Source organism: Psychrobacter proteolyticus (genome assembly GCF_039762275.1).
GTDB lineage: Bacteria > Pseudomonadota > Gammaproteobacteria > Pseudomonadales > Moraxellaceae > Psychrobacter > Psychrobacter proteolyticus_C.
Genome location: NZ_JBDLOB010000009.1, coordinates 25,505 through 41,650, shown reverse-complemented (window position 1 = coordinate 41,650; position 16,146 = coordinate 25,505). Strand labels below are relative to the sequence as shown.

The following is a 16,146-nucleotide window of genomic DNA, read 5'->3' as shown; positions in this document are numbered from 1 at the left end:
TCAAGAGGTCTGGCTAGGTAGAAGGGTTAGAGCAATACTGAGTAATTGCTTGCTGTACACGCTCACGCTTAAGCTCAATCTCACGGCCATCTAGATACTGACGCTTACCGTTGGCATCCATCTCATAGATACGGCCGCCTACATTTAAGTTGGTCAAGTTATTACGTAATGATTGGCAGCGTTGAGCATTAGCCTGAGCTTCTTGTTCTTTAATACGTGCTTCAAGTGCTGCTACTCGTTGTTCTTCTGCCGTTTGAGCATTGCTGCTCTGGTTAGGATCTGTTTTTCCTGCCATTTGTCCTGCGTTATTCTGTCTACCGTCACTACGAAACTCAATCAGTTCGATATTTTTACCGACTTGCGGCGCGTGTTGGCTATATTTTACTTCACCATGTGCCCCAATAGATTTATAAACTTGAATAGCCTGACTGGCATTCATGGACAGCATTAGCATACACGCGGTACTCATCAACAGTTTGGCAGCGGTATATGTCTTAGACGCATATGCCATAGTAGCAATCCTCTTATTTAATAAAAATCAAATGTATATGGGTGTAAATATAACACTTGAACGTTTTATTAGTAGTAATAATGTATCGACTATCGACTCTAACAAATAATACTTATCAATGTATATTATTTAATAACTAATAGTTTGGGATAGGCTTTAGAAGTTTTTCTTGACAATAACTCGTAAACCATCGAATATAATAGCAGTTGATTGGTCAGTGAGCGGCTTTTACGATGTTGCCGTGGCACTTGAGAAAGAAAACGATGAGTTACTTATCGGTAGCTTATGCAGTTTTATTTCCTTTGTGATAATGATATAGCAAGCATAGTGGCATAACGACCACTACTGGTAGCGATACATTGTCTCCGGACTTATCTGTCTACAATGACTAAGATAAACTTATTATTTGAAATGTGCTAAATGTGTTTTTAGCAGTTGTATCAAACGCGATATAGTACGCGGTTAAGAGATTTCCCCGAAGCCTATTGTAAGTTCTAAAGATCTTATAATTTGGCATTGGCTATGAAGTTTTTTTGCTTGTGTATATCGATGCATCTGTACAAATAAAGTCACACGAATAAAGTCACAATAGGTACTTGCTAGTATCGAACCTCAATAATAAGCGCCTTCTTTTATAGATGCACTCGCATCTTGTCACTGTATATCGATAAACATCCATCACAAAGCTGACCTAAAATACACTGCTGTGTTTGATTAGTATTGTCCTATGAGACAGTTTTGATTAAACCTATTGGGCAGATATTCTTGATATGGACAAGAATTAGCGATCATTCAATAAGTAAAAATAACGACGGTAAGTAATTATTTTCGCTCATAGAATCCCGCAAATTCTCGCCGCAAAAAAAGGTGATGACAGTGACGCAAACCACGCAAAGTCCGAACATGACGGGACATACCCAAACGGGTAATGCCGCCAAAAATTTTGAACAAAAGCAACAACGTCTTGCAGAAGGTAGTGCACAGCCTGTGATGCTATCGGGCGCTGAAATGCTGGTGCAAGCACTGACTGACGAAGGTGTCGAATACATCTTTGGCTATCCAGGTGGCGCGGTCTTACACATTTATGATGCGCTTTTTCAGCAAGAAAATATTGAGCACATCTTAGTACGTCACGAGCAAGCAGCGGGCCACATGGCCGATGCTTATTCGCGAGTGACTGGTAATACTGGCGTCGTGTTGGCCACATCAGGCCCTGGTGCGACCAATACCGTGACAGCTATTGCTACTGCCTTTATGGACTCTGTACCAATGGTTGTAATTGCAGGTCAGGTGCCAAGCAGCCTAATCGGTGAAGATGCTTTCCAAGAAACAGATATGGTAGGCGTATCACGTCCTATCGTTAAGCATAGTTTTCAGGTACGCCATGCTAGCGAAATTCCAATGATTGTAAAAAAGGCATTTTATATTGCCCAGACTGGTCGCCCAGGCCCTGTCGTCATTGATGTGCCAAAAGACATGACTGCGCCTAGCGAAAAATTTGCTTACGAATATCCAGAAGAAGTGTTTATACGCTCGTATCAGCCGTCACTCAAAGGTCATAGCGGTCAAATCAAAAAAGCCATTGAAACGCTATTAGCAGCGCAGCGTCCTGTTGTATATGCAGGCGGCGGTGTGATTTGGAGCAATGCGCATGAAGAATTAACAGATCTTGCACATCGTTTGAATTTACCAGTGACTAATACCTTGATGGGGCTTGGTACATTCCCTGGCTCTGATCGTCAGTTCTTAGGTATGCTTGGCATGCATGGTACTTACGAAGCCAATATGAGCATGCATCACGCTGATGTGATTTTGGCTGTCGGCGCGCGTTTCGATGATCGTGTAACCAATAACGTCAAAAAATTCTGCCCTAACGCAACCATCATTCATATCGATATCGATCCTGCGTCAATTTCAAAAACGATTCTTGCGCACATTCCTATCGTAGGTGATGTGAAGTCGGTCTTAACGGACATGCTAGAGATTGTTGGTCAAGACAAGCAGTTAGAGCAGCACGCATTGCTCGATTGGTGGTCACAAATCAATGAGTGGCGTAAGCGTCATGGCTTACGTTATGACACCAGCACAGATAATGGCATTAAGCCACAAAGTGTCGTACAAGCTCTAGATAAAGTGACTAACAGTAACGCTATTATCACAAGTGACGTCGGTCAGCATCAGATGTTTGCGGCACTTTACTATACTTACAATGAGCCACGTCAATGGCTGAATTCAGGTGGTCTTGGTACCATGGGTGTTGGTCTACCGTATGCAATGGCTGCCAAACTTGCCAACCCTGAGCGTGATGTGGTTTGTATTACTGGTGAAGGCTCTATTCAGATGAATATCCAAGAGCTATCGACCTGCTTGCAATATAACTTACCAGTTAAAATTCTGAACATTAACAATGCGCAGCTTGGTATGGTGAAGCAGTGGCAAGATATGCTGTATGAAGGTCGTCATGCCCAGTCTTATATGAACTCCTTACCAGATTTTGTCAAATTGGCTGAAAGCTATGGTCATGTCGGTATCAAAATTACTGACCCTGCGACTATGGAAGCACAATTAGCTGAAGCAATGGCTATGAAAGACAAACTGGTATTTATCGATGTTTACGTCGATCGTAATGAGCATGTATATCCAATGCAAATCGCTGGACAGGCCATGCGTGATATGTGGTTAACAAAAGGGGAGCGTACCTAATGCAACAACAACATCTGATTTCGGTATTGATGGAAAACGAAGCGGGTTCGTTGTCGCGGTTAGTCGGCTTGTTCTCACAACGTGGCTACAATATCGAAACTTTGAACGTCGCGCCTACTGATGACCCAAGTATCTCACGTCTAACGGTTACGACCATTACATCACCTGAAAGAATTGAGCAGATCACCAAACAATTGCATAAATTGATTGAAGTGGTTAAAGTGCTTAACCTAACGGAGAACGTACACGTTGAGCGTGAATTGATGCTCATTAAAGTCCGTGCAACAGGCGGTGTTCGTGAAGAGATTAAACGTAGCGCAGATATTTTCCGTGCACAAATCGTCGATGTAAATTCCAATTTATATACGATTCAAATCGTGGGCGACAAAGCCAAACTTGATGGTTTTATCGATGTGATTGGCCGTGAGCGCATCATGGAAGTGGTTCGCTCAGGTGTTATCGGTATTGCCCGCGGTGAAAAAACCCTAAGCATTTAATTATTTATCAAAACCAGTTTAAACCAAAATTTATTTATCTAATCAACAAAGCGCTTATCTTAGTTATTATATTGACTACAGTATAAGCGCTTACTATCCATGGCAAGCCATGATTGAGAACAAGGACTCTATTTATGAACGTTTATTATGACAAAGATTGTGACCTATCTATTATCCAAGGTAAAAAAGTTGCCATTATCGGTTACGGTTCACAAGGCCATGCACACGCGCTTAACCTACAAGATTCAGACGTCGATGTAACTGTTGGTCTACGTGCAAACTCAAGCTCATGGAAAAAAGCTGAAAATGCTGGTCTAAAAGTCGCTGAAGTAGAAGAAGCGGTAAAAGCTGCTGACGTTATCATGATTTTGACGCCTGATGAGTTCCAAAAAGAGCTTTATAATGATGTGATCGAGCCAAACATCAAAGAAGGCGCTACACTAGCTTTCGCTCATGGTTTTGCAATCCATTACAACCAAGTGGTACCACGTAGCGATCTTGATGTCATCATGGTTGCACCAAAAGCACCAGGTCATACTGTACGTTCAGAGTTCGCTAAAGGCGGCGGTATCCCTGATCTTATCGCTATCTATCAAGACGCTTCTGGTCAAGCCAAACAGTTAGCATTATCATATGCTGCTGGCGTTGGTGGTGGTCGTTCAGGCATCATCGAAACAACGTTCAAAGATGAGACTGAAACGGATCTATTCGGTGAGCAAGCCGTACTTTGTGGTGGTGCAGTAGAGCTAGTTAAAATGGGCTTTGAGACACTAACAGAAGCGGGCTATGCACCAGAAATGGCTTATTTCGAATGTCTGCATGAGCTAAAACTTATCGTTGACTTGATGTATGAAGGCGGCATCGCTGACATGAACTACTCAATCAGTAACAACGCTGAATACGGCGAATATGTTACTGGCCCTGAAGTTATCAATGAGCAGTCACGTGAAGCCATGCGTAATGCACTAAAACGCATCCAGTCTGGTGAATACGCGAAGATGTTCATCTCTGAAGGCGCAACCAACTATCCATCAATGACTGCGCGTCGTCGTAACAATGCTGATCATCAAATCGAAATCACTGGTGCTAAGCTACGTGGCATGATGCCATGGATCGGTGGTAACAAAATCATCGATAAAGACAAAAACTAAGTTTTATACAGATAAAAGTCTTATTCAGATAAAAATCTGATTTAGATGAAGTAGCCCATGTTATCACTTGATAGCATGGGTTTTTTTATGCAGAGTATTTGATAGGTGCTCTGCGCTCTGATTTGAATCGGGGTTATCGGTTGAAAATCATTAATCGCTGCCCAATATAAGCAGGCACCTTAACATTGGCCAAAGTGCCCTTGCGATTAACATTCATTATTGTTCTCATTCGTTTCTAAGTAATTGAATCGGGCGGATGCTTCATTCTCACTTTCTATAGATAATAGGTTGTATGCTGTGCAAATATCTTATTCAGACTGGCTAACGCCGCAATTCGTATATATTACTCTTAGCGCTGTGGTAGCAGTTTTAATTTGGATAGAAGGGGAGATGCTCAAACAGACCGATGGTAAACTGCCTCAATCTAAGTTCTTCAAAGTTAGTTCATTGTTAGATACTCTATGGTTCTTCATATCAGTGGTGATTTTATATGTTATTGATTTGACTCCATTAGCTATCGCAGTGCCTGCTGCATATGGCATATACACGACCTTTGGCTGGATATATGGTACCAAGCTACTGAAGCGTAAAGGTATCCCTGACTCTCCTAAAGACTTGGTCATTCCAGCAAAATATATTGCCTATAGTCAGTCATTTTCATTGGTGTTTTTTGCGTTATGTTTGCTTGTGTTGAGTTCAGCATGGCTACCAACATCACCATTGCAGTAACTAGTATTCCAATCTACTATCATCTATGCTGACTTATTTAATTAGTGGTTTACTGATGAAGTTATAGTATATCTATAAATAAAAAATATTTAATATCAATAAGATATAAATAAAATTGCTATCGATGTTAGCTTGCAACAATGGTTAGTATTTATTTACAAAAATCAGCAATTTAGACTGTTCCTATCATGGAAAACTGTTATAATCAGACTGTACTCAAAATATTTGAGGCAAAAAATTCAAATTTTCTTTAAGAACATTTAGCATTTTTGGCCGCCGCATTTAGCAGAAAATATTAGGGTATATATCAATTAATCGGTGATGACACAAGTCTCGCCAACAGTTAAAGAGTCAGGAAAATTTATGTCAGATAAAGTTGAAGGCACTGTAAAGTGGTTTAATGAAGCTAAAGGTTTTGGTTTTATCGCTCAAGACAACGGCGGACAAGACGTATTCGCTCACTACAGCGCTATCCAAGGTAACGGTTTCAAAACTCTAGCCGAAGGCCAAAAAGTGTCTTTCATCTTAGGTGATGGCAAAAAAGGCCCACAAGCTGAGCAAATCGAAGCTATCTAATCTCATTTATTGTTAAGTTAACTGCTTGCCAGAAAGCTTAATGACAATAAGATTATCAATACGCATTGATTACTTTGTTTGTTAAAACAATAAAAATACTGTATCGACTTTAAAAAGAAGCAACCTCTTATCAGGTTGCTTTTTTTATGGGACTTTTTTGGTATGACAAAGTGTTGCTAATGTAAAGTGCTATTGATTTTGACGGTCAACATCATCAGGTAATAACGGACAATGATTTAATAAAGATGTAATAGATAAGGTTGTGTTATGAAGTGGGAAAACTGGCTTTCAATTGACTGGCAACAGGTGCTCGGGATTTCTTTATCTGCTATAGGCTTTTATGTAGGGCTGATGTTTTTTACTCGATTGATGGGTTTACGCAGTTTTTCCAAGTTATCAAGCCATGATTTTGCCATGACGGTGGGTATCGGTAGTATATTGGCGTCAACTGTGTTGTCAGATAAGCCCTCTCTACTTCAAGGGTTATTTGCTGTCGCAGTGCTATTCTTAATTCAGGGCATTATTTCAGTTATCAGACGCAAAATAAAACCGCTAAAAGCTTTGATAGATAATCAAGCTATTATCCTAATGGCTCATGGTGAATATTTAGAAGATAACTTAAAAGAGGCCAATCTTAGTACTAGCGATGTACAGGAAGTGCTACGTAAAAATGGTATCAAAGCGAAAACAGAAGTGTTTGCAGTGATTATGGAGACGACAGGTGATATGAGTGTCATCAAGAATAATGACGTTGAACCTGACTGGTCTTTATTTGACGATATACGTGATAGCGAATTATTGCTTGGTGCTAGCGAGAATAGTAAGTCGCAGGTCTGACTCGACTAACTATTCTTATCCGTTAACTTTGAAGAGATAAATAATAACAAAATATTAAGTAAAGCTAAGGCTTAGAATGCTATAAAGGGTATGAGTATTTTAAGCTACTGAACAATGAAAATCGTGAAACGATGTGCTTATAGACTATTTATTATAGAGTGTTGACAAATTTATGACGCATTATTCACGGCGTTGTCTTGACCTTATCTGCCTGCTGACGCAAGATACATAGGTCTGATAATAACGGTTGGCTTAGCTTTAGCAGATTTCATTAGTAGGAGATACAATGCTAATATGCTCTTAGATATTGGCTCATCTTTCTTAGTTAACTATATTCTGTTGATGTAGTAATAACCTTGAGCAGTATTTTGAACGACAATTTGAACCACAACGAACCTTTGGTTCTTAACTGACAATTTTTAACTCATAACATTAATAAACGAGGAACGTATGAAAGCATTAGTAGCGGTCAAGCGTGTCATTGATTATAACGTAAAAGTTCGTGTAAAAGCCGACAACTCTGGCGTTGACTTATCAAACACTAAAATGTCAATCAACCCTTTTGATGAAATCGCAGTAGAAGAAGCGGTTCGTCTGAAAGAAGCTGGCGTCATTGATGAGATCATTGTTGCTTCAATCGGTCCAAAAGAGTCACAAGAGCAGATTCGTGCAGCCCTAGCGCTAGGTGCTGACCGTGGTGTATTAGTAGTAAGTGACGAAAAACCATATCCTTTACAAGTTGCTAAGATTCTAAAAAGTATCGCCGAAGCTGAAAGCACTGATATCATCTTATTAGGTAAGCAAGCGATTGATGATGACAACAACCAAACTGGTCAGATGCTAGCGGCATTGATGGGTATCGGTCAGGGTACGTTTGCATCAGAAGTGAAAGTTGAAGGCGACAAAGTAAACGTAACGCGTGAAATCGATGGCGGCCTACAAACAGTTGCTCTTGATTTGCCAGCAGTCATCACGACTGATCTACGTTTGAATGAGCCACGTTATGCTAAATTGCCTAACATCATGAAAGCGAAGAAAAAGCCACTTGATGAGAAAACGCCAGCAGATTTCGGTGTTGATATGACATCTAAGCAAGAAATTATTAAAGTCGTGCCACCTGCTGACCGTAAAGCTGGTATTACAGTAGGGTCAGTTGATGAGTTGGTCGATAAGCTAAGAAACGAAGCAAAAGTCATTTAATTTTTTAGTGATTGGGTACTTCGCTACGGCATATCCTGTACAAGGTTAAGAATTTGAAGGCTATAAGTTTGACTGCTTTATTTCATATTAAACGATAGTTGCTCAAATAGCTTTGTACACAAACAACCGCATGAATAGATAATACGAATATATAAAGGACTAAAACCATGGCAATTTTGGTATATGCAGAACATGACAATGCCAGTCTAAAAAAGGCAACTTTAAACACCATCGCTGCTGCTAAACAAATGGGTGATGATATCCATGTATTGGTTGCTGGTAGTGGTAGCCAAGCTGTTGCTGATGAAGCGGCAAAAGCAGAAGGCGTGACTAAAGTACTATTAGCTGACAATGCTGCTTATGAGCATCAATTGGCAGGTAACGTGGCGCTATTGGTTGCTGATATCGCTGGTGATTACAGCCATATCCTAGCGGCTGCGACCACGACTGGCAAAAACTTTATGCCACGCGTTGCAGCGTTACTTGACGTCAGCATGCTGTCTGAAATCTCAGGTGTGGTAGATGCGCAAACGTTTGAGCGTCCTATCTATGCAGGTAATGCAACAGCGACAGTCAAAACGACAGAAGATAAAGTCGTACTAACAGTACGTACCACTGCGTTTGACCCAGTGGCAAGCGAAGGCGGTTCAGCTACTGTTGAAACTATCGACAATGTACAAGAAACTGGTAAAGCTAGCTTCGTTAACGAAGAAATGGCTAAGTCTGATCGTCCAGAATTGACGTCAGCTGGTATCGTTGTTTCTGGTGGTCGTGCCTTGGCAAACGGTGAAAACTTTACCAAGTACATTGAGCCATTGGCTGATAAGCTAGGTGCTGCTGTTGGTGCATCGCGTGCTGCTGTTGACGCAGGATATGTACCAAACGATATGCAGGTCGGTCAAACGGGTAAAATCGTTGCACCGCAGCTATATATTGCAGCTGGTATCTCAGGCGCGATTCAGCATTTGGCTGGTATGAAAGACTCTAAAGTCATCGTTGCTATCAACAATGACCCAGAAGCACCTATCGCTAGCGTTGCTGACTACTTCTTAGAAGCTGATTTGTTCGAAGCATTGCCTGAGCTAACTAGCAAGGTTTAATATATAGTCGTAGAACTACTAAACGGCCACGGCGTTACCCTCCTTAGATGTACGACTTGTACAATCTGCAGTCGGCTGCCTTGTATCCGTTTTAGACTTCTTTGACTACATCAGTAGTAGACAGACAATAAAAAACCCACTACCAATTGATAGTGGGTTTTTTATGCTTGATAGATAGGGTTTTAATAGCAGTTATAAATGGACGCTAAGAGTATTGTCTTTGGCGTAAGGTTTCGTACAGACATAAAGACCCTGCAATCGCTACATTTAAGCTCTCTTGCCCGTTTGGCTGCGGTAAAGCGATAGGCGTAGCACATTGCATTAGCTCATCGCTAACGCCTTGACCTTCATGACCCATAATCCAAGCCACAGGCGCAGATAAGTCGTGCTCGTAGATGATAGTGTCTGTATGTGAGCTAGTCGCCAAAAGCGGCACTTGTACGTGATCCAAAATATCTTGCGTACTCAAGCCTTCATAAATAGTCAGGGCAAACTGTGCACCCATACCTGCTCGTAGCGTCTTGGGAGACCAAGCTTGAGCGGTCGCACTGGTACATAGGATGTTGCTGATACCGACGGCTGCTGCTGTACGTAGCAGCGTACCAACATTTCCGCTATCCTGCACGTCGTTCAATATTAAGCAGTCCTCATCGATCATCGATAGGCTAGGCGTTGGTACTTTGATTATCGCCATGATATCAATGCCAGTTCCCAAGCTACGAATACTCTCATAAAGTGCGTCTGACAAAGTAAGAATAGGCGTATAAGTTGGCAGGCGAGTCAATACCTGTTGAACTTCAGGATGGTTATGCGCTGACTCAGACAATAGTATCTGAGCGAAAGGATAGTCACTACGCAGCGCAGCATCTATCAAATGGACGCCTTCTACGACTGTCTGACCGTTCTTTTTACGCTGGCGTGCTTGGGACAACAGTGCTTTTACAAGCTTCACTGTTGTGTTCTTATCTGAGGTAATCAGCTCGGTGGGATTTAATACCATAGTGGATCGCTTAGAGAAGGGTAAAGGAGTCGTTTAGATAACCAGCAAAATATCTATTATGAATTTAGAATTCTGCTGGCTGTTCTTAACAGGTACGTCAATCAATTATTTATTTAGAATAATTTACGTGTAATTCTTTCACATAATTGACTTCGTTTTTACTACCGAGTACCACAGGGACACGTTGATGGATATCAGTCGGTTCGATATCTAAGATACGATTGATAGCGTCTGTCGCACCGCCACCTGCCCGTTCTATTAATAGACTCATTGGATTGGCTTCATACATTAAGCGTAGTTTACCCGCTTTATGAGCGTATTTGGTATCAAACGGATAAGTGAACAGACCACCGCGGCATAAAATACGATGGACGTCACCAACCATGGCGGCTACCCAGCGTGTATTGAAATCGCGTCCACGTAACCCAGTCTCGCCAGCGATTAACTCATCAATGTACTGCTGCATCGGTGCACGCCAGTAGCGATAGTTTGAGCTATTGATAGCATATTCGCTCGTATCGGCATCGATTTGCACGTTGTCTTCTATCAACACATAGTCAGACGTCTCTGGATCTAGGCTAAACATAACGACTTTATCAGCGATGGTTAGCGCTAGGACAGTAGAGGTACCATATAGCAGATAACCGGCTGATAGCTGTTTGTTACCTGCCTGTAGATAGTCGCTGTTTTCACTGGTTTGACCTTGGCGCTCATATGGCAGAACAGAAAAAATCGTACCTACTGCCATATTGATATCAATATTTGATGAGCCATCTAATGGGTCAAATAACACCAATAGGCTACCATCGTCATTAGCAGGGGTGGCGTCATCGAGCTCTTCTGACGCGACACCAGCACAATGTGCGTTTTTTGCCAATGCATCTAGCAGTAAGTCATTTGCTAGTACATCTAGTTTTTTCTGATCTTCGCCTTGGACGTTTTGATTACCTGCTTCGCCCAAGATATCTGCTAAAGCGCCTTTTCTGAGTAGCTGTGAAATTGTCTTACCGACATCAGTGACAGTGGTAATCACGTCATTGAGTGCAGGGTTAGTGGCATGTTGGTTTAGATAGTCTGCTAAGGTCGTCATAAGGCTTCCTAATAAATGGTATGGAAAGTAAAAGAATGGATAGGTGTCAAAGTAAAGAAGTAGGTGGCATTTAGCACACCTGAAATAGGTAAATTCTTAAATAGCTAATACGGCATCTTTGTCCCGACCATAAAATCGGCTACACTATATCTATTGTTATTCATTTATAGTTTTGTCAGAATTATTCTCTATGAGAATATAGCATGTCTATTCACGCTTTCTGATTGTCTGCTAAGGCTATTTTTCGGTCGAATTTGATTACGGTAAATTGTAGCAAATAAGCGTTAAAATGTCCTTTGTATCTATGCCTATCAGTGATAAATGATCGAACAAAGATGAATAAGTGATTACTATAGACTCATATAAACCCACAATAAAGACTCGCCATTATGTCAAATTCTATCGATAGTAGCGCTACACAACCAGTTTCACCGACTGATTATGCAAAATTTGATCCCAATACGATTCATCAAAGGCTCAATACTTCACTAAGTCGTCCGCAGCTAAACACCGATGGCAGTATCAGACATTTCTTAGGTGTTGAAGGTCTTAATAAAGCACAGCTCAAAGCTATTATCGCAAAAGCAGAGACTTTCTTTGATGAAAATGGACAGCTAATCAATCGTCCTGAGTTAGACGGCTATACGGTCATGAATTTGTTCTTTGAACCATCGACTCGTACCCGGACGACATTTGAGGTTGCCGAAAAACGCTTGGGTGCCAATGTACTCAATATCGATATTGAACGTTCTAGTACCAAAAAAGGCGAGAGTCTGCGTGATACGCTGTGGAATCTACAGGCAATGACCGCGGATATCTTTGTGGTCCGACATTCAGCATCAGGTGCCGCGCATTTTATGGCGACAGAAGTGACGCCTGATATTGCTATTATTAATGGTGGCGATGGCTGGCATGCGCATCCTACTCAAGGAATGCTCGACATGTTGACCATTCACCGTGAAGCACCGCGCCCATTTGAAGAGCTGTCTATCGCAATCGTTGGTGATATTAAACACTCACGCGTAGCACGCTCTGATATCAGTGCACTGCAAACGCTAGGTGTGACAGACATCCGTGTTTGTGCGCCGCGCACTCTACTGCCCAAAGGTATCGAGCGTTTCGGTGTACAAGTATATGAAAACATGGATGAGTGTGTCACTGACTGTGATGTGATCATGGGATTAAGAATACAAAATGAGCGTATCGGTTCGCCGCTCTTGGCATCCTCAAGTGAATACTATAAGCATTATGGAATCACGCCAGAGCGAGTAGCTCTCGCTAAACCTGATGCATTGGTGATGCATCCGGGGCCAATGAACCGCGGTGTTGAAATTGCCTCTAGTGTGGCTGATGGCGCACAATCCGTTATCTTAAAGCAGGTAAATAACGGCATTGCCATTCGCATGGCGGTCTTGTCGCTTGCGATGGAAGGTCAACGCGCTCATCAAGCGGCTGGCAAGTAACTGGCTGCCGCGCGACTTATTCTCATTTATTTCATTTTATTGATACGGTAATAACGTTATGTCTACCATGCTTAATACGGATGCACCCATTCTTGACCATTTACCAAAAGCATTTAAAGATGCATTGCCGCAAGCCGCAATAGAAAAATTGTCTACACTCGATTCTGGCCGTGAGATGTGGTTATTACCACCACTAGTAGACCTATGCGCGCGCTTGCGTGAGCCAGGCCAACAGCAACACGGTACGCTAAAATCAGAAGGCAGTGCTGCTCGTGGTAATGGATTTTTGCATGTAGTGACGCCGCCTGATACCAATCCTATTTTAGAAAATGGCTCACTTTTGAAGGGCTTGCGTGAGCGCGCCTTAAGTGATGGCGGGATTTACTTGCATATTTTGGGTGCATTGACCACAGGGTTAGAGGGCGAACGACCGTCTAACATTGCAGGGCTTAAAAAGGGCGGCTGTATCGCAGTATCTAATGCGCGTAGACCTTTTCGCAATGATTTAGTATTGCTGCGTACACTAGAATACGCGGCGACTTTTGGTATGAAAGTATTCTTTTATCCTGATGAGCCAAGTCTGTCTGGAGATGGCGTGGCACATGAGGGCTATATTGCTTCTTATCATGGCCTGCAAGGGATTCCTTGGATTGCAGAAACTGTTGCGTTGTCTACGCAGCTGCTGATGGTTGAAGAGACCGGAATCGCTGCTCATTTTAGTCAGCTATCCTGTAAATCCTCTATCGAGCTCATGCGCTGGGCAAAAGACAAAGGTCTGCCTGTTACGTGTGATGTTGCGATGCATCAACTGTATTTAACTGATGATAACCTTGAAGGCTTTAATGCTCAGGCATATGTGTTACCACCGCTACGTAGTAATACGGATCAGCAGGCAATCCGCCGCGGATTAAAAGATGGCACTATCGATGCCATCTGTAGTCATCACGAACCACTGAATAGTACGGCCAAAAAAGCACCATTCGCTGAGAGTACGCCAGGTATATCAAACTTCGATACGTTTATGGCGTTGGCTTGTCAGCTAGTCAATGATGAGGTGTTAACACTCTCGCAACTGGTAGACAAAATCTGCCTAAATCCTGCAAAAATCGCAGGTATTAGTGAGCAGTATGAAGCTATCGGCGGTGCAGTATTGGTCGATCCTAACCTTGAGTGGCAAGTAACCGCGCAATCGATGCTATCGAGTGGTAAGAACACGCCGTTTTTCAATCAGCAGTTGCAAGGACGTGTTGTGGAGACATTCTTTGGCTAATTTGCCCCAACAGGATGACCGTCTGCCGCCATCCTCGAAGGATAAAGGGGTTACCATGAATGGTCAGCAAGAAAAATCGCGCAGTACGGCGAGTGAGTCCATCAAAGCAGTGGCCATTTATGAGGTAGTGAAAGGTGTTGGTGCGTTACTAGGAGCAGGGGCATTATGGTGGTGGCATACCAATCTTGAGCATTGGCTGACGACGGCAACGGTTACTTGGCAGCGCAGCTTCGGTCATATGCTTGCCCCGCAAATAGACAGTGCCGTACGTATTGCTCAGCAGGCAAGTAAAAACTGGCCGATGTTTTTATTATTGATATTCGCTTATGCCAGTTTGCGCTTCCTCGAAGCTTACGGCTTATGGCACGACAAAACATGGGCGTATTGGTTTGGAGTGCTGGGCTACGGGGTATTTATTCCTATAGAAATCTACTATCTGATCGTTAGCCCATTTGACTGGTTTAAGCTTGGGATATTGGTTTCTAATCTGCTGATTATTATTGTGGTTTATCGTAATATGAAACGAAAAGGTTTGATATAGCGTTTAAATTTAAGTTGAAAAATCCAGCGTAAGACAAGTATCTTACGCTGGATTTTTTGTGCCTACTATATTTTCGTCTTATACATCTACTGCTTTATCCGTACGTATGCTCTTAGCAACTTTACCAACGCTCAGACCTTGTACCAAGATAGAGAAAATAACCACTGCATAAGTGAGTGCCAATAGAATCTCTCGTTCAGATCCGATAGGTAGCTGTAATACTAACGCGACTGAGATACCACCGCGTAAACCGCCCCACGTTAGGACTTTCCATGCGCCCGTAGGCAAATCAAGCTGACGGTGAAAGGTCTTGGTCGTCATGCCTACCACGATAAACCGGGCAACGAGCGCAATCAAAATGGTCAAACCACTCGCAATAAATAAATTGCCTGAATAAGCAATCATCACCACTTCTAGACCGATGAGCACAAACAAAATAGCGTTTAAAATCTCATCAATCAATTCCCAAAATAAATCAATATAGTGCCGTGTCTTATCACTCATAGCTAGCTCGCGACCACGATTACCAACCATCAGCCCCATCATCACCATAGCGAGTGGCCCTGATAAATGCCAATGACTGGCCAGCGCGTAGCCACCGATGACGCCTGCTAATGTTAATAACACTTCTTCTTGATAGCTATCAATGCTTTTGAGCAAGTAATACAAAATCGCCCCAAGTACCAGTCCGAATACAACGCCGCCACCAGCTTCAACCGCTAATGTATGTGCGACGTAGTTGGCAGTAGGAATATCACCGCTAGATAAAATCCCTAGTAATAAAACGAAGATGACCACGCCGATACCATCATTGAACAATGACTCGCCAGCGATGACGGTCTCGATGCTCTTTGGAGCGCCTGCTGACGACAGGATACCCATGACAGCAATAGGATCGGTAGGGGAGATAAGCGCACCAAATAACAGGCACCAGAGAAACGGCAGGCCGAAACCAAACAACGGCAACATAAAATAAATCGCAGTCGCAATAAGCATCGCCGATATGATAGTACCAAGTCCGGCAAGGATGCCGATAGGTAACTTGTAGCGTCTTAAGTCACTAATATTGACGTGTAATGCGCCTGCGAATAGCAACATTGATAGCATACCGTCTAAGAGTACTTCGGTAAAATCAAGTTGCTCCAATAAACTGACTTCGTAATCAATCAGCTGATCAAACCCTAAGAAGCCCAAAAATATGGCGCCGATTGACAATAATATAGAGATGACCATGACACCGATAGTGGTCGGCAGACCAATAAAACGGTGATTAATATAAGTTAGTGAAGCAGTAATCGATAAAAATATGGCGCTGATTTCTAGGATTGTTAGGCTGGTTGCAGATGCCATAAAAAGTAAGTCTCATATGAATATAAAAAGTATCTAAAGCGCAGGGCTTATAGGGACGTTATAAGTGTTTTTAGCTATAGGTGTTGTGATTATAAGTAACGTGTTTATAAGTAAAGTGCTTATAAAGG

The 16,146-nt window shown here is 42.4% G+C and carries 15 protein-coding genes; 11 read left to right on the top strand and 4 right to left on the bottom strand.

Features of this window, described 5'->3' with window-relative positions; genetic code table 11:
• Positions 1–13: 13 nt before the first annotated feature.
• Positions 14–511 (bottom strand): DUF4124 domain-containing protein, encoded by a 498-nt coding sequence (locus ABFV72_RS12070; RefSeq protein WP_347163929.1) that lies wholly within the window; start codon positions 509–511, stop codon positions 14–16.
• A gap of 990 nt (positions 512–1,501) precedes the next feature.
• Between ABFV72_RS12070 and ABFV72_RS12065 the strand changes: the two genes are divergently transcribed.
• The 8 genes from ABFV72_RS12065 to ABFV72_RS12030 all read left to right on the top strand — a co-directional run bounded on the left by ABFV72_RS12065 (position 1,502) and on the right by ABFV72_RS12030 (position 9,304).
• Positions 1,502–3,214, top strand: a complete 1,713-nt coding sequence (locus ABFV72_RS12065; protein WP_197411831.1) for an acetolactate synthase 3 large subunit — start codon at positions 1,502–1,504, stop codon at positions 3,212–3,214.
• Positions 3,214–3,711, top strand: a complete 498-nt coding sequence (gene ilvN, locus ABFV72_RS12060) for an acetolactate synthase small subunit (protein WP_057758828.1) — start codon at positions 3,214–3,216, stop codon at positions 3,709–3,711. Before ABFV72_RS12065 ends, ilvN begins: the two co-directional genes overlap by 1 nt.
• 134 nt (positions 3,712–3,845) lie before the next feature.
• Positions 3,846–4,862, top strand: a complete 1,017-nt coding sequence (gene ilvC / locus ABFV72_RS12055; protein WP_057758830.1) for a ketol-acid reductoisomerase — start codon at positions 3,846–3,848, stop codon at positions 4,860–4,862.
• 297 nt (positions 4,863–5,159) lie between these two features.
• A complete protein-coding gene (locus tag ABFV72_RS12050; protein ID WP_101204855.1) occupies positions 5,160–5,591 on the top strand; it encodes a hypothetical protein in 432 nt (143 codons plus the stop codon).
• Positions 5,592–5,954: 363 nt separating this feature from the next.
• Entirely contained in the window at positions 5,955–6,167 is a 213-nt protein-coding gene (locus ABFV72_RS12045) for a cold-shock protein (protein WP_057758834.1), read from the top strand.
• A 267-nt stretch (positions 6,168–6,434) separates the two neighbouring features.
• Positions 6,435–7,004 (top strand): DUF421 domain-containing protein, encoded by a 570-nt coding sequence (locus ABFV72_RS12040; RefSeq protein ID WP_347163927.1) that lies wholly within the window; start codon positions 6,435–6,437, stop codon positions 7,002–7,004.
• Between the two features lie 450 nt (positions 7,005–7,454).
• Complete coding sequence (locus tag ABFV72_RS12035; RefSeq protein WP_057758837.1) at positions 7,455–8,204, top strand: electron transfer flavoprotein subunit beta/FixA family protein; 750 nt, start codon at positions 7,455–7,457, stop codon at positions 8,202–8,204.
• Between the two features lie 167 nt (positions 8,205–8,371).
• A complete protein-coding gene (locus ABFV72_RS12030; RefSeq protein ID WP_057758839.1) occupies positions 8,372–9,304 on the top strand; it encodes an electron transfer flavoprotein subunit alpha/FixB family protein in 933 nt (310 codons plus the stop codon).
• A 205-nt stretch (positions 9,305–9,509) separates the two neighbouring features.
• Here the strand turns inward: ABFV72_RS12030 and ABFV72_RS12025 are convergent, their stop codons facing one another.
• Together ABFV72_RS12025 and ABFV72_RS12020 are read right to left on the bottom strand one after the other, a co-directional pair.
• Complete coding sequence (locus ABFV72_RS12025) at positions 9,510–10,304, bottom strand: TrmH family RNA methyltransferase (protein ID WP_347163925.1); 795 nt, start codon at positions 10,302–10,304, stop codon at positions 9,510–9,512.
• A gap of 109 nt (positions 10,305–10,413) precedes the next feature.
• Positions 10,414–11,394 (bottom strand): class 1 fructose-bisphosphatase, encoded by a 981-nt coding sequence (locus ABFV72_RS12020; RefSeq protein ID WP_347163924.1) that lies wholly within the window; start codon positions 11,392–11,394, stop codon positions 10,414–10,416.
• A gap of 389 nt (positions 11,395–11,783) precedes the next feature.
• On the opposite strand from ABFV72_RS12020, the gene ABFV72_RS12015 reads away from it, so the two are divergent.
• The 3 genes from ABFV72_RS12015 to ABFV72_RS12005 are packed head-to-tail and all read left to right on the top strand — an operon-like array spanning position 11,784 to position 14,668.
• A complete protein-coding gene (locus ABFV72_RS12015) occupies positions 11,784–12,857 on the top strand; it encodes an aspartate carbamoyltransferase catalytic subunit (protein ID WP_114701674.1) in 1,074 nt (357 codons plus the stop codon).
• A 58-nt stretch (positions 12,858–12,915) separates the two neighbouring features.
• Positions 12,916–14,127 (top strand): dihydroorotase, encoded by a 1,212-nt coding sequence (locus tag ABFV72_RS12010; RefSeq protein ID WP_347163923.1) that lies wholly within the window; start codon positions 12,916–12,918, stop codon positions 14,125–14,127.
• A 55-nt stretch (positions 14,128–14,182) separates the two neighbouring features.
• A complete protein-coding gene (locus tag ABFV72_RS12005) occupies positions 14,183–14,668 on the top strand; it encodes a DUF2127 domain-containing protein (RefSeq protein WP_379544943.1) in 486 nt (161 codons plus the stop codon).
• 78 nt (positions 14,669–14,746) lie between these two features.
• On the opposite strand, the gene ABFV72_RS12000 is transcribed toward ABFV72_RS12005, so the two are convergent.
• A complete protein-coding gene (locus ABFV72_RS12000; protein WP_347163922.1) occupies positions 14,747–16,018 on the bottom strand; it encodes a cation:proton antiporter in 1,272 nt (423 codons plus the stop codon).
• Between the last annotated feature and the right edge of the window lie 128 nt (positions 16,019–16,146).